This is a genomic window from Ruminococcus bicirculans (ex Wegman et al. 2014) (assembly GCF_000723465.1).
In the GTDB taxonomy this organism is placed as follows: domain Bacteria; phylum Bacillota; class Clostridia; order Oscillospirales; family Ruminococcaceae; genus Hominimerdicola; species Hominimerdicola aceti.
Map to the genome: position 1 here is coordinate 1,235,462 of NZ_HF545616.1, position 15,075 is coordinate 1,250,536.

Here is a 15,075-nt window from a genome sequence, read left to right on the forward strand (position 1 = left end):
CTCCTAAATTCTTGCTACGCCTGTTTCTCTTGCAGCCTTTGCCACAGCCTCAGCCACGGCGACCGGTACAGATCTGTCAAAAGAGTTCGGCAGTATAAATTCCGCACTGAGCTTGTCCTCAGGAACACAGCCTGCGATAGCCTTTGCGGCAGCCATTTTCATTTCTTCGTTGATGTCAGAAGCCCTTACCGCAAGCGCACCCTTGAAAATTCCAGGGAATGCGATAACGTTGTTTATCTGGTTAGGGAAGTCTGAACGTCCTGTGCCAACGATAAACGCACCTGCCGCCTTTGCTTCGTCAGGCATTATCTCAGGAGTCGGGTTAGCCATTGCGAAAAGTATAGGCTTATCGTTCATGGATTTAACCATTTCAGCGGTCACAAGCTTTGGCTTGGAAACACCTACGAAAGCGTCTGCACCCTTGAGTGCGTCGGCAAGAGAGCCGTGGAGCTTGTTCTTGTTTGTTACCTTTGCCATTTCAGCGTGAGCCTCGTTAAGATAATTGTCGCCCTCGCAGATTATTCCCTCACGGTCTACCATGATAAGGTTGCCGATACCAAGAGAAAGCAGCAGCTTTCCGATAGCACAGCCAGCCGCACCTGCGCCGTTTATTACCAGTGTGATGTCGCTTATCTTCTTGTTTGCTACCTTGCAGGCATTCATAAGTGCCGCACCAACAACGATAGCAGTTCCGTGCTGATCGTCATGGAAAACAGGGATATTAACTCTCTCTTTAAGCTTAGCCTCTATCTCAAAGCACCTTGGAGCGGCAATATCTTCAAGATTTATACCGCCAAAGCTGTCTGATATCATAGCGATAGTGTTTACTATTTCGTCAACGTCATTGGACTTTATGCAAAGTGGAAAAGCGTCAACGTCTGCGAACTCCTTGAAAAGTGCGCACTTGCCCTCCATAACAGGCATACCTGCCAGACCGCCAATATTGCCAAGACCAAGCACAGCAGAGCCGTCTGTGATAACAGCCACAAGATTTGCACGTCTTGTAAGCTCATATGAAAGGTCAGGATCTTTCTGTATCTCAAGGCAAGGCTGAGCAACGCCTGGTGTGTAAGCCAGCGTCAGGTCTTTTGCATTGTTTACCTTTGCTCTTGAGCAGACCTCTATCTTGCCTTTCCATTCTCTGTGTTTCTGTAGGGATTCTTCCATTACGTTCATTTTATACAGTCCTCTCTATTACAGCCAAACTAGGCTTTGTTACGCATTAAAGGAACATTACCGCATGATAATGTCCCTTTATTATACCATATTATTTCTCCGTTTTCACAGCCGCTTTGTTAGCTTTTTGTGAATTTATATGAATGAGCTTGAACAGCTTATCAAGATTTTCCTTGTCAGTGGTCATGCTTCCGATATGTGTCATAGTCTCATTATACAGACCGTGGAAGTCAGAGCCACCGGTCACTATCAGGTCATGTTCCTTTGCGATATCCACAAGCTTCTGCTGTTGAGTTGGAGTAGCAGAGTAATGATAAGCTTCAATTCCGTCAAGTTTGCCTGCCTCGATAAGCTCAAGTAGCAGCTCGGTGTTGTTGAACATAACAGGGTGTGCCATAACAGCAATGCCCTTTGCGGAGTGTATAAGGTCAAGCACAAAGTTTACGTCAGGATATTCACGGGTCACAAGACATTCGCCGTTTGGATATGCAAAAAGCTTGTCGTTCACAGAGCCGTAAAGCTCAGTGGCATAGCCGTAATTTACCAATGCTCTCATGATATGCTGTTTAAAAATGCTCTTTGAGCTTTTTGTGTAGTGCAGTACAGCGTCGGCAGGGATAGGATATCTTGCCATTACATTTTCTATCATTTCCTTTGCACAGTCTTTTCTTATCTGGCATGACTTCAGGCAAAGACCTTCCAGCCTGTCAGGTTTCTGCGGTGCATAGCAAAGAATGTGTACTTTTGAATTGCGCTTCTTGTCCCATGCGGAAAGCTCTACCGCAGGAATGACCTTGACCCCATAACGTTCGCCAAGTATTTGCGCTCTGTTTGATGATGAAAGAGTGTCATGGTCTGTTATCGCAAGAAAGTCAAGTCCCATTCTTTTTGCCTGAACAATGACCTCTTCTATACCAAGCGAGCCGTCAGACAGTGTTGTGTGACAATGCAGATCTCCTGTCATACCTTTGTTCCTCCAAATCTATAAAATATATCTGTCATTTTCTGTATATATAGTACAGCCGTTAAATTTGACTAAATAATTATAACATATTTTATATACATTTGCAAGCACTTTTGAACAATTTACACAAAATTTGCACGAAAATTATATTATTTTGTCGTATATGACAAATCCACGGTGTCGAAATAGTGCGATTTAACGAAATATCAGAGCTTATATCCGAAGAATTTTTCGCAAAACCATACGTCTTTAACCTGAAAGCTCTTGCCGTTTAGATATTCAAGTGTACCTGCGTCAGTGGTGAATTTAAAGGTGAGCTTGTACGAATAAAGCGCCTGCGTTTTCACATTGTATGCACGATTGACTTTATTTATTCCGTATTTGCCGTCACCGAGAAGTGGATAGCCGATGTGTGCAAGGTGTGCCCTTATCTGATGCGTTCTGCCTGTGATGAGGTCAACTTCAAGAAGTGCAAGGTCATCAGCCTTGTTTTCCGCAAGCACACGATAAGATGTTATCATGGTGCGGCTGCCCTGAAACTTTTTGTCAGATACCTTGACAGTTTTTGTGGTTTCATCTTTCTGATGATAAGCCGTGAGCCGTGCAGACTTCTCCTTTGGTATGCCAACGGTCACGCAAAGATAAAGCTTTTCAAGCTCTCTGTCTTTAACTTTCTGATTAAGCACACGCAAACTTTCAGCATTTTTCGCACATATTACAATGCCGCCTGTGTTGCGGTCTATCCTGTTGCAAAGGGCAGGAGCAAAAGACAACTCCTCCTCAGGTCGATATTCACCCTTTTCATAAAGATAGTGCTGTATCCTGTTTATGAGCGTGTCTGTCGAGCCGCTTTCGTCCTCATGTACCACAAGTCCGCACTTTTTGTCGCAAAGGATAATATTCTCGTCCTCGTAAATAATATTCAAAGACGTTGGCGCACTGAGAAAAGCAGGTCTGTCAGCAACTTCGCCCTCGAAAAATTCGTCATTGATGTAAAGCTGCATAACGTCACCGCAAGCAAGTCGTGTGGATATCTCACAGCGTTTGCCGTTGACCTTGATACGCTTCAGGCGCAGATATTTGTACAGCAGATTTTTAGGCAGCTTCGGCACAGCCTTTGTGAGAAACTTGTCAACACGCTGACCTGCGTCATTCTGATTTATTATAAATTCCCTCATGCTATACCTCAGAGCTTTACACGAGCGGAGAATCCTCCGTCAATAAGCTCGTCAAGACCGGTGCTGTCAGCACCGCTGTCACGGAGAAGCAGAAGAATTTCTGACATATCGCAGGCTTTGCCTTTACGGCGAGATATCTCCTCTTCACATTTGATAGCATATTGTAAAGGCTTTTTGTCAGCAGGGAAGTTCACATCTGACCCTTGAGCGATGAGCCATTTGATGAAATCAACACTTCGCTTGTCAGGCTTGAGAATGCCGTCCTGCTCAACAAAGTCAGCACTTTCGATAGCAGTGAGCAAGAAAGTAAGCCCGTTGCTGTCAGTGTCGTTGTAGTCCACATCATCAGAGATGAATAAGAATTTAAGCTCTTCCAGTTCACGCTTTGAGAGGGTGTAGTTGTATTCGTCATATGATCTATTCATGTTACGTCCTCCTGAAATTATTACTATAGTGATATTATAACCTAAAGTGTGGGAGAATGCAAGAGGGGAGCGGTATTAAGTGAGGAATGAGGAATGAGGAGTGAGGAATGAGGAATGAGGAGTGAGGAATGAGGAATGAGGAGAGAGGAGTGAGGAATGGGCAAAGCTGAACAGAGACGTGGACAAGCACCGAGCGTAGCGAGCACTTAAACGCAGGCTCAAGCCCGGCGTTAGAGGGCTTGTGGGTTCTTAGGGCAAAGCCCTGAGCGGAGTTTGAGGCAGAGCCTCAATAGGCGTAAGCCTACTAGGTGCAGATTGAATTATAAAAAGCAGAAGAAGGTTGTGCTCTATTATAAAGTAATATCGGAGCAAAAATCTGCACCGCTTACCCTTTCCCTAATCAAATGTAACCCCGCAAAGAGCGTAGCGATTTTGCGGCAGAAGAACCTCTCCAGAACAATCTGTAGGGGCGAACAGCGTTCGCCCGTGCTCAGGATTTGCTGTAAATTCAGAATTGTCGGGGAGAATTTTTTGCTGCCGAACCTTGTTGTTACCGTGGGTTTGTTTCTTCGACGGGCGAACACTGTTCGCCCCTACACATACATCGAGCTGATACCGCAGGTTGAGTAACAATACCAGTCCGAAAAATCGTACATATACGCAAATTCAAAAAATATTGATAAAAAAGCCTTTACAATTAAAAATAATTGTAATATAATGATTAAAACAACTGTTCGATTGAGGAGGCATTTATGGATAAGTTTCAGCTTGTTTCAGATTATAAGCTATCGGGCGACCAGCCCGAAGCGGTGGACGCTCTGGTAAAGGGTATCGAAAGCGGCATGAGAGAGCAGACCCTTATGGGCGTTACCGGTTCCGGCAAGACCTTTACTATGGCAAACGTTATTGCTAGGATAAACCGTCCAACGCTCGTGCTTGCCCATAATAAGATACTTGCCGCTCAGCTTTGCTCTGAGTTCAAGGAGTTTTTTCCGAACAATGCCGTGGAATATTTCGTGTCTTACTATGACTATTATCAGCCTGAAGCCTATGTGCCTAGCAAGGACGTTTATATCGAAAAGGACAGCTCCGTTAATGACGAGATAGATAAGCTCAGACATTCCGCTACCTCCGCTATTGCTGAACGCCGTGACGTTATTATCGTTGCCAGCGTTTCTTGTATTTACTCCCTCGGCGACCCTGAGGAGTATAAGTCCATGGTGGTGTCTATACGTCGTGGTATGGAGAAATCCCGTGACAGGCTTATCGCTGACCTTGTGGGTATCCAGTATGAGCGTAACGATATAAATTTCGTGAGAAATAAGTTTCGTGTCAGGGGAGATGTGGTGGAGATATTCCCTGCAAATTCTACTGATACAGCTATCAGAGTGGAGTTCTTCGGAGATGAGATAGACCGTATCACTGAAATAAACGTAGTGACTGGCGAGGTGGTTTGCTCACTTGCCCACGCTGCTATTTTCCCTGCTTCCCATTATATTGTCAGCCGTGATAAAATGCACGACGCTATCGAAGAGATCAAGCAGGAGCTTGACGAGAGGATAAAGTATTTTAAGGATAACGATATGCTTATCGAAGCTCAGCGTATCGCACAGCGCACCAACTATGATATTGAGATGTTGGAGGAGATAGGCTTTTGCAGCGGTATCGAGAACTATTCCCGTGTGCTTGCAAGACGTCCCGCAGGCTCTACGCCGTTCACTTTGCTTGACTTTTTGCCTGAGGATTTTGTGCTTTTCGTGGACGAATCACACGTTTCTCTGCCGCAGGTAAGAGGTATGTATGCAGGCGACAGGGCAAGAAAACAGACCCTTGTTGACTACGGTTTCAGACTGCCGTCAGCAATGGATAACAGACCGCTGACCTTTGATGAGTTTTATTCTCATATTAATCAGGCGGTGTTCGTGTCCGCTACCCCTGGACCTATCGAGCAGGAAAGGTCACAGCAGATAGTGGAGCAGGTAATAAGACCGACCGGTCTGCTTGACCCTGAGATAATCGTAAAGCCCACTGAGGGTCAGATAGAGGATTTGCTCAGCGAGATAAATATGCGCACAGCTAAAAATCAGCGTGTGCTTGTTACTACTCTTACAAAGAAAATGGCTGAGGATCTCACAAATTATCTCAAGAGCTTTGACGTCAAGGTGAGATATATGCACCACGATATCGACACTATCGAGCGTATGGAAATAATCCGTGACCTGCGTCTGGGCGAGTTCGATGTGCTTGTGGGTATCAACCTTTTGCGTGAGGGTCTTGATCTGCCTGAGGTAACTCTTGTGGCTATACTTGATGCTGATAAAGAGGGCTTCCTGCGTTCTGAAAGCGCACTTATACAGACCATAGGCAGAGCCGCACGAAACGCTGAGGGCAAGGTAATAATGTATGCCGACACGGTAACACGTTCAATGGAAAAGGCTATCACCGAAACGGAGCGCCGTCGTGCGATACAGATGAAGTTCAACGAAGAGCACGGCATAGTTCCGAAAACTATCGTCAAGGATATAAGAGATGTAATAGAGATATCCACCAAGGAAGAGGTGGAATACGAGGCAAGGCAGAAAACAAAGCTTTCAAAGCAGGAAACTGCAAAGCTCATAGAAAAGCTCACCAAGGAAATGAAAGAGGCGGCAAAGCTGCTTGAATTTGAGCACGCCGCATTCTTGCGTGATAAAATTGCGGAGTTAAAGGGTGAGAAGAAATAAAAAGCCTTGTGAAACATAAAACGGATATACCCCCACAAAACGTGTGTAGGGGCGAACACCGTTCGCCCGCCTGCATATCAATATGTGATTTTTCAATACCAAAAGGAGAGTAAAGAATACCAATGCCAATTAACGAGATAGTTATAAAAGGTGCAAGAGAGCATAATCTCAAAAATGTTGATGTTACCATACCGAGAGATAAGCTTGTTGTTATGACAGGTCTTTCGGGTTCGGGTAAATCTTCTCTTGCATTCGATACCATATACGCTGACGGACAAAGACGTTATGTTGAGTCGCTGTCATCTTATGCGAGAATGTTTTTGGGTCAAATGGATAAGCCTGACGTTGACAGCATCGAGGGGCTTTCCCCTGCTATATCCATAGATCAAAAGACTACCTCCAAAAATCCACGCTCTACTGTGGGTACTGTCACAGAGATATACGACTATCTCAGACTGCTTTACGCCCGTATAGGCGTGCCACACTGTCCTGTCTGCGGAAGAGAGATATGTCAGCAGACAGTGGATCAGATCGTGGATAAGATAATGGAGCTTGACGAGGGTACAAAGATACAGCTTTTAGCTCCTATCGTCAGAGGACGTAAGGGCGAGCATACAAAAGAGCTTGACCGTGCAAGAAAGTCGGGCTATGTGAGAGTGCGTATAGACGGCATAACCTATGACCTTTCGGAAGAGATAAAAATAGAAAAAAATAAAAAGCATACTATCGAGATAGTGGTGGACCGACTTGTTATCAAGGAGGGTATAAAGTCCCGTCTTACCGACAGTATCGAAACTGTTTCTTCGCTTACAGGGGGACTTGTGGGAGTTGACGTTATCGGCGGAGAGGAAATGCTTTTCTCTCAGAATTACGCCTGCCCTGAGCATGGCGTATCCATCGACGAGCTTACTCCGAGAATGTTCTCTTTCAACAATCCTTTCGGTGCTTGCGAAAAGTGTACTGGTCTTGGCGTGTTCAAGAAGATAGACCCTGAGCTTATTATTCCTAACAAAGACCTTTCTATAAGACAAGGCGCAATCAAAGCCAGTGGCTGGAACAGCCTTGAAGAAGGCTCTATCGCCATGATGTATTTCAACGCAATTTCTGAGACCTACGGCATATCCCTTGACGAGCCTGTGAAAAATCTCGACAAGGACGCTATAGACATTTTCCTTTATGGAACTCAAGGTCAGAAGCTTCACCTGAAGCGTGGCAATAAGTTCTATAAGGCTGACTATCAGGCTGAATTTGAGGGCGTTATACCAAACCTTGAAAGACGTTACAAGGAATCCAACAGCGATTGGGCAAAGGCTGATATAGAAGCTTATATGAGCGATGAAAAGTGTCCTGCCTGCCATGGTGAAAGACTGAAAAAAGAGAGCCTGAGCGTTACAGTTGGCGGAATAAATATCGCAGAGCTTTGTCACAAGTCGGTGGCAAAGGCACTGGAGTTTTTTGAAAACCTTGAGATAAGCGACCGTGACAAGCTTATCGGTGAGCAGATAATAAAAGAGATAAAGTCACGTCTTGGCTTTCTCAAAAGCGTGGGACTTGAATATCTCACCCTGTCACGTTCCGCAGGCACTCTCTCAGGCGGTGAGAGCCAGCGTATAAGGCTTGCAACGCAGATAGGCTCATCACTTGTGGGCGTGCTGTATATCCTTGACGAGCCGTCTATCGGTCTGCACCAGCGTGACAATGACAAGCTTATCGCCACGCTGAAAAGACTTCGTGACCTTGGCAACACCCTCATAGTGGTAGAGCATGACGAGGACACCATGCGTGCGGCAGATTTCGTGGTTGACGTTGGACCAGGAGCAGGCATTCACGGCGGCGAGATAGTCTGCGCAGGAACTGTTGACGATATAATGAAGTGCAAGCGTTCTATCACAGGACAGTATCTTAGCGGTGCAAAGAAAATACCTGTCCCTGAAAAACGCAGACAGGGCAACGGCAAGTATCTGAAAGTTATCGGTGCGACACAGAACAATCTGAAAAACATAGATGTTGAGATACCTCTCGGCACTTTCACCTGCGTAACAGGTGTGTCAGGCTCAGGCAAATCATCGCTTGTGAACGAGATAATCTATAAAGAGCTTGCGGGCAGATTAAACCGTGCGAAGATACGTTCGGGAGCGTTCAAGGAAATGCAGGGGATAGAGCATCTTGATAAGGTCATTGATATCGACCAGTCGCCAATAGGCAGAACGCCAAGGTCTAACCCTGCCACTTATACAGGCGTTTTCACGGATATCAGAGAGCTTTTCGCACAGACTGCTGACGCAAAGATGAAAGGCTACGGTGCAGGACGTTTCTCATTCAACGTCAAAGGCGGAAGATGTGAAGCCTGCGAGGGCGACGGAATAATCAAGATAGAAATGCACTTTTTGCCTGACGTGTATGTGCCATGCGAAGTCTGCGGTGGTATGAGATACAACCGTGAAACGCTGGAAGTTAGATATAAGGGCAAGAACATTTATGACGTGCTTGAAATGACAGTAGAGGAGGGCGTTGAGTTTTTCAGTGCTATCCCTAAAATAAGCCGTAAGCTTGAAACACTGTATGAAGTTGGTCTTGGCTATGTGAAGATAGGACAGGCGGCTACAACGCTTTCAGGCGGTGAAGCGCAGAGAGTTAAGCTTGCAACAGAGCTTTCAAAAAGAGCCACAGGCAGAACTATATATATCCTAGACGAGCCGACTACAGGACTTCATACTGCTGACGTGCATAAGCTTATCGAGGTATTGCAGAAGCTTGCAGACGGGGGAAATACAGTGCTTGTTATCGAGCATAATCTTGATGTAATAAAGACCGCAGACCATATCATAGACTTAGGACCTGAGGGTGGTGACGGTGGCGGAACTATCGTTTGCACAGGCACGCCTGAGGAAATTGCGGCTTGCGACAGGTCTTATACGGGACAGTATTTGAGGAAGATGCTGTAGGCAAGTTTAAGTGAGGAGTGAGGAGTGAGGAATTGGCATAGCTGACCCTTGCGGCTCTTCAGCACAAAGTAAATGTATGCACCGAGTTTATTCTGCTATGTAGTGCAGAGGTGTGCAGAAACGAAACTACCAAACAAAAAATAATCAAAGCGGTGTCGAGAAATAAAACTCACACCGCTTTTCTATAACTCAAACAAAGCACCAGCAAAGAGCGTAGCGATTTTGCGGCAGTAAAACCTCTTCCGAATAAAATGTAGGGGACGACGCCCTCGGCGTCCCGCTATCCCTCGCCTGCGGAATTATTGGCAAACGTCACAATAATGTATCCCGAATAATTCGGCATCAGGGGTGTGATAATCACAGCGTTGCCCCTTCATTTAGCAACCAAAAAATCCCAATATCGAAGATATAACAGTTATGGTGTTATCTCTCCGAGCGGGACGTCGAGGGCGCCGTCCCCTACACATTATTTTAGCAAATACCGAATATAAATATCTCGGTGATGAACTTGTTTAAAATAAAGATAAAAAATACCACCTACGGCGTGTCGTTCAGTTTCTTTTTCGTCGTCGCACTTGTGTCTGTCTGCTCAGGTACGCAGGCGGATATGCTCTTTGTTACGCTTATGTGCTGCGCACTCCACGAACTGGGTCACCTCGTACTCATGACCGCTTTCGGAAGCTCACCGCAGGAAATTGTTGTCTATGGAGGCGGTATCCGCATTTCCCCTGATAATAAACAGCTGTCTAAATACCACGAGCTTGCTGTGCTTTTCGGTGGTGCGGCAGTAAATTTTGCCCTCTGCCTGCTGTCATATAAGGCAAATGGTGGTGGCTTTTTCTGCCAGGTGAATTTTCTGCTTGGTGCGCTAAACCTGCTGCCATTTCGCTATTTTGACGGTGGCAGGATACTCGCCTTGCTTGCCAATGGCAAGGTCTGCGAGTTTTTCAGAGCTGTGTTTATACTACTCTCAGCGGCGGCTATGATACATATGATACTCCATGGCACCGTCAGCATATCCTTCGCCGCAACTTTCTGCTTTATCGTCCTCTCCGAAGTCATATATTAACACTTTGCTTATTGCTTTTGTAATAAATTTTTGGTATAATAATATGAAATGCTTATGTATCTGTAGGGGCGAACAGTGTTCGCCCGTTTCACCTCACTTTGTGTATTGCTCTCGCTTTACTGGGTGCGGTGAGATAGTACAGACATTCAATATCGGAGGATAAAACTTTGGAAGAACTGAAAAAGAAAATAGAAAAGCTGCTGCTTAAAGTGCAGCGTCCGTCAAGGTATATCGGCGGCGAGGTTGGCAGCGTTGTAAAGGATAAGGATAAGGTGGACGTGCGGTTCGCTTTCTGTTTTCCTGATACTTATGAGGTGGGTATGTCACATCTCGGCATGAAGATACTTTACGGTCTGAAAAATGCCCGTGAAAATTGGTGGTGTGAGCGTGTCTTTATGCCTGAGGAGGACTATAACAAGCTTATGCGTGAGAACGATATCCCACTTTACGCACTGGAGAGCCTTGACCCTATAAAGGATTTTGATTTCATCGGCTTTACGCTCATGTATGAGCTTTCTTATAATAATGTATTGGAAATGCTCGACCTTGCAGGCGTGCCGGTGCTTGCAAAGGACAGAACTGAGCTTACACCACTTGTTATCGCAGGCGGTCCGTGTGCCTGCAACCCTGAGCCTATGGCTGACTTTTTCGACCTGTTCATTCTTGGCGAGGGTGAGGAGGTCAACGTTGAGCTTCTTGAACTTTACGAGAGAATGAAACCATTAAAGCCTACTAAGCAGGAGTTTCTAAGAGAGGCGGCTAAGCTGGAGGGTGTTTATGTTCCGTCATTCTATGACGTGGATTACAATGAGGACGGTACTGTGAAGTCTATCACGCCAAACGTCCCTGAGGCACCTGCTAGGGTCAAAAAGCGTGTTATAAAGGATTTTGATAAGGTATATTACCCTGAGGGCTTTGTTGTTCCGTTCACTCAGATAGTCCATGACAGAGCGGTGGTTGAGGTACTGAGAGGGTGCATAAGAGGCTGTCGATTCTGTCAGGCAGGCTTTATCTACCGCCCGTTCAGAGAGAAAAGCATCGACACCATAAAGAACGAAACTAAGTCCCTTTGCGAGCAGACAGGCTATGAGGAAGTGTCCTTGTCGTCTTTGTCTACGAGCGATTACACTGAGATAAACAAGCTTTTGGAAAATCTTGTGGAATACACCGACGGCGAGCAGATAAACCTTTCACTGCCTTCGCTGCGAATAGACAATTTCAGTGAAGAGCTTTTGGAGAAAATAAAGTCCGTAAGAAAAAGCGGTCTGACCTTTGCTCCAGAATCAGGCACACAACGGCTTCGTGACGTAATAAACAAGAACATCACAGAGGACGAGATAATGCGTACCTGTCGCACTGCCTTTGAGGGCGGATACAGCACTGTGAAGCTTTATTTCATGCTTGGTCTGCCAGAGGAAACGCTGGAGGACGTTGAGGGTATCGCAAAGCTTGCGCAGAAAGTCCTTGACCTTTATTACGAAACACCAAAAGAAAAGCGTGGCAAGAGCGTGCAGATATCAGTTTCTACTGCAACATTCGTACCAAAGCCTTTTACTCCGTTCGAGTTCGAGCCACAGGCAACTCCTGAGGAGATAAAAGAGAAACAGGAACACCTTTTCAAAAGTCTTACAAGCCGTAAGATACGCCTTAGCACTCACCAATCCTATACATCTATATTGGAAGCAGTTCTTGCAAGAGGTGACAGACGTCTTGGTAAGGCGATATACACCGCATGGAAAAAGGGCTGTTATCTTGACGGCTGGGACGAGCATTTCAAGGCTGACAAGTGGCAGGAAGCATTTGAGGAGTGTGGGCTTGATACAAGCTTCTATGCTCACCGCAGACGTTCTTATGACGAGATAGCGCCGTGGTCGCACCTTGATTATCTTGTGAGCCACGAGTTTTTCGTTCGTGAGAACAAGAAAGCACATCAGGCAGTGACTACACGAAACTGCAAAGAGGGCTGTTCAGGCTGTGGCATAAAATGCGAATACGGAGGTGTTTACTGTGGCAAACGCTGAGCCGAAGAATGTAAATCTCCGTTTGGAGAGATTTGAATACAGAGCGGTATTTTCAAAAACAGGCAGGGCGAAATACATTTCTCATCTTGACCTTATGAGAGCCTTTCAGCGAGTGTTCAAAAGGGCGCACCTGCCAATATGGCACACTCAGGGTTTCAATCCCCATGTGTATATAATGTTCCCACTGGCGTTGCCACTTGGCACTGACAGCAGGGTAGAGATAATGGACTTTGCTCTCACTGAGGATATCCCATACGGCGAGGTCTTGGAGCGAATGAATGCACAAACGCCTGTTGGTCTGGAGATAGTGAGCGTTTCAAAGCCTGAGCATAAGCATACCGACATTACAGCGGCGGAGTATGTGGCAAGGCTGAAAACAGATAAGAGCGTACATGAAGTGGCGGAGCTTTTCGGCAAGTTCATGGCACTTGACAAGATAGAGATAGAAAAGCGAACCAAGAAAAAGACTATCAATCTTGTGGATATAAAGCCACATATCACAGTGCTTGACAGCAAAGAGCTAGAGGACAGCTTTGAGGTGACATTAAGGCTGCCGTGCGGAAGCTCCTTCAATCTTAATGTGAACGTAGTCATAGACACGTTCTGTGAGCGTTATGGTATAGAAATATCGGAAATTTATACAGAACGTACAAAAATACTCATGGCAAATGGCGAAAATTTTATATAAATATCCTTGCAAAAGGTTTTGAGATGTGGTATAATATTAAAGCATTTGAATTACCGTCGGTTCTTCCGACGAGAGTTAATGCCACGCCTTTGAACGAAAGGCACGACATTAAAGCGGGCAGTCCTCTGGCTTTGCAGCGATAGCTGCCATAAAGCGAATGAATGTCTGAAAATATTAAGGAGGAATTTAAAGTGGACGCTTTAAAGCAGATTTCTAATTCAAGCCTTAAATCCGAGGCACCTGTTATCAATGTTGGTGATACAGTAAAGGTACACGTAAGAATTACAGAGGGTGACAAGTCCAGAATCCAGGTATTCGAGGGCACAGTTATCGCTAAGAAGCACGGTGGAATCCACGAGACATTCACAGTTCGTAGAGTAGCTCACGGCTGTGGAATCGAGAGAGTTTTCCCTGTTCATTCACCTGTAGTTGAAAAGGTAGAGGTTGTACGTAGCGGTAAGGTTCGCCGTGCTAAGCTCTATTATCTCCGTGACAGAGTTGGTAAGGCAGCTAAGGTCAAGGAAGCTATCAGATAATTCTTTCTATAAAAACGAGTCGGCTTTGGCCGGCTCTTTTTTTTATATTCACGACTGAGTTGTTCGCACGATATACGGTAGGGGCGAACAGTTCGCCCGCATATATCGCCCGACAATTTTATGATATTCGTACATTCGTTATATTTTCACAAACCATGTAGGGCGTCGTCCCCTACAGTTCTGAATTTGTACAAGTTCTGAGCATGGGCGAACACTGTTCGCCCCTACAGATTATTTGGGATAGTTTGTCTTGCCGAAAAATCACATGACATTTCACCGTCACATTGCACAAAATGTCGGTATTCGATTTGTGCAAACAAATGATTTATATTTTAATTTGGCAACATTTCTGCAATTGTTGCATTTTTTATGCAACAAAACGCCCTTTTTTCTGGATAAGTAGAGGGGGATAATTTCCTCTGCTTCACAGAGAAAGGACGATAAAAATGGCAAAGAATTTTCACACAGACAACAAAGCGTTCATGCTTTACAAAGACTGGGAGGACATTTTTCAGGCGCTTGACAGCAGCGAAGAGATAGGCGAGCTTGTCATGGCGCTGTTTGCTTATGCAAAGAGGGGAGAAACACCAAAGCTGTCAGGCGGAGCAAAGATAGCGTTTCTTATGATGAGGGCCGCTATCGAGCGTGACGGCATGGCATGGGAAGAGATGTGTGCTCAAAGGAGCGAGTGCGGTAAAAAGGGCGGCAGACCTAAAAAGTATGATGAGTCAGGGAATACTGATGAAAAAGCTGAGCAGACAGCTGCATCAGCAGATAATGCAGAAGAAAAACCTCAGGGTATAAATGATACCGCAGAAAAACCAAAAGCTTTTTCACAAACCAAAAGGTTTTCAGAAAAAGCAAAAAAAGCTGATAAAGATATAGATATAGATAAAGACAAAGATATAGATATAGATAAAGACAAAGATACAGATAAAGATATAGATAAAGACAAAGATAAAGATAAAGACAAAGATAAAGATAAAGCTATAGATAAAGAGAAAAAGAAAGACGCAGGGACAGCGAAGTCTGTCGTCAGGTCTTTCGGCACACACAAAAATATAATGCTCACATCAGAGCAGTATAACGAGCTTGAAAGCAGGTGTCGGTCTGTCGGTCTGTCTTTAGAGAGCTATATATCTAAATTATCTCAATGGCTGTTTACCAAGGGCAGGCACTGCACAGACCCATACCGCATAATCTCAGGCTGGCTTGACAATGATTCAAAGAGAAAGACTGCGGCAAAGCCCAAAGAAAGACAAGGCTGCGATCTGTCGTGGTATGATGACTTTGCCATGAATTTTGATCTGTCAAAGTTTTTTTAGGCAATATCAAAAAGAAATTTATCTC

At 45.2% G+C, this 15,075-nt stretch carries 11 protein-coding genes; 7 read left to right on the plus strand and 4 right to left on the minus strand.

The window, feature by feature from the left end; translation table 11 throughout:
* Positions 1-3: 3 nt before the first annotated feature.
* The 4 genes from RBI_RS05600 to RBI_RS05615 form a co-directional block, all read right to left on the minus strand.
* Positions 4-1,176: an NAD(P)-dependent malic enzyme gene (locus RBI_RS05600; RefSeq protein WP_038671633.1), complete on the minus strand. Its 1,173-nt coding sequence runs from the start codon at positions 1,174-1,176 to the stop codon at positions 4-6.
* Positions 1,177-1,267: 91 nt separating this feature from the next.
* The gene (locus RBI_RS05605; RefSeq protein ID WP_038671635.1) at positions 1,268-2,140 is read right to left on the minus strand and encodes a PHP domain-containing protein; all 873 of its coding nucleotides are present in this window, start codon (positions 2,138-2,140) and stop codon (positions 1,268-1,270) included.
* 206 nt (positions 2,141-2,346) lie between these two features.
* On the minus strand, positions 2,347-3,318 hold the full coding sequence (locus RBI_RS05610; protein ID WP_038671637.1) for an RluA family pseudouridine synthase: 972 nt from the start codon (positions 3,316-3,318) through the stop codon (positions 2,347-2,349).
* An 8-nt stretch (positions 3,319-3,326) separates the two neighbouring features.
* Positions 3,327-3,743 carry a hypothetical protein gene (locus RBI_RS05615; protein ID WP_038671640.1) on the minus strand — a complete coding sequence of 139 codons (417 nt, stop codon included), beginning with the start codon at positions 3,741-3,743 and terminating at the stop codon, positions 3,327-3,329.
* Positions 3,744-4,495: 752 nt separating this feature from the next.
* On the opposite strand from RBI_RS05615, the gene uvrB reads away from it, so the two are divergent.
* The 7 genes from uvrB (at position 4,496) to RBI_RS15090 (ending at position 15,050) form a co-directional block, all read left to right on the plus strand.
* Positions 4,496-6,466, plus strand: coding sequence for an excinuclease ABC subunit UvrB (gene uvrB, locus RBI_RS05620; RefSeq protein WP_038671641.1), 1,971 nt, complete (start codon positions 4,496-4,498; stop codon positions 6,464-6,466).
* 122 nt (positions 6,467-6,588) lie between these two features.
* A complete protein-coding gene (gene uvrA, locus RBI_RS05625) occupies positions 6,589-9,411 on the plus strand; it encodes an excinuclease ABC subunit UvrA (protein WP_038671644.1) in 2,823 nt (940 codons plus the stop codon).
* A 508-nt stretch (positions 9,412-9,919) separates the two neighbouring features.
* Positions 9,920-10,480 carry a hypothetical protein gene (locus RBI_RS05630; RefSeq protein WP_038671646.1) on the plus strand — a complete coding sequence of 187 codons (561 nt, stop codon included), beginning with the start codon at positions 9,920-9,922 and terminating at the stop codon, positions 10,478-10,480.
* A gap of 167 nt (positions 10,481-10,647) precedes the next feature.
* Entirely contained in the window at positions 10,648-12,501 is a 1,854-nt protein-coding gene (locus RBI_RS05635) for a TIGR03960 family B12-binding radical SAM protein (protein WP_038671648.1), read from the plus strand.
* Positions 12,488-13,189 (plus strand): TIGR03936 family radical SAM-associated protein, encoded by a 702-nt coding sequence (locus RBI_RS05640; RefSeq protein WP_051706510.1) that lies wholly within the window; start codon positions 12,488-12,490, stop codon positions 13,187-13,189. Before RBI_RS05635 ends, RBI_RS05640 begins: the two co-directional genes overlap by 14 nt.
* 191 nt (positions 13,190-13,380) lie before the next feature.
* Positions 13,381-13,725 (plus strand): 50S ribosomal protein L19, encoded by a 345-nt coding sequence (gene rplS / locus RBI_RS05645; RefSeq protein WP_022286692.1) that lies wholly within the window; start codon positions 13,381-13,383, stop codon positions 13,723-13,725.
* A 446-nt stretch (positions 13,726-14,171) separates the two neighbouring features.
* Complete coding sequence (locus tag RBI_RS15090) at positions 14,172-15,050, plus strand: DUF6291 domain-containing protein (RefSeq protein ID WP_051706512.1); 879 nt, start codon at positions 14,172-14,174, stop codon at positions 15,048-15,050.
* The last annotated feature ends 25 nt before the right edge of the window (positions 15,051-15,075 follow it).

Bases quoted from the DNA above. Each gene is read 5' to 3' on its own strand.
- uvrB (WP_038671641.1), top strand. From the start codon at position 4,496: ATGGATAAGTTTCAGCTTGTTTCAGATTATAAGCTATCGGGCGACCAG.
- RBI_RS15090 (WP_051706512.1), top strand. From the start codon at position 14,172: ATGGCAAAGAATTTTCACACAGACAACAAAGCGTTCATGCTTTACAAA.
- RBI_RS05615 (WP_038671640.1), bottom strand. From the start codon at position 3,743: ATGAATAGATCATATGACGAATACAACTACACCCTCTCAAAGCGTGAA.
- uvrA (WP_038671644.1), top strand. From the start codon at position 6,589: ATGCCAATTAACGAGATAGTTATAAAAGGTGCAAGAGAGCATAATCTC.
- RBI_RS05610 (WP_038671637.1), bottom strand. From the start codon at position 3,318: ATGAGGGAATTTATAATAAATCAGAATGACGCAGGTCAGCGTGTTGAC.
- RBI_RS05600 (WP_038671633.1), bottom strand. From the start codon at position 1,176: ATGAACGTAATGGAAGAATCCCTACAGAAACACAGAGAATGGAAAGGC.
- RBI_RS05605 (WP_038671635.1), bottom strand. From the start codon at position 2,140: ATGACAGGAGATCTGCATTGTCACACAACACTGTCTGACGGCTCGCTT.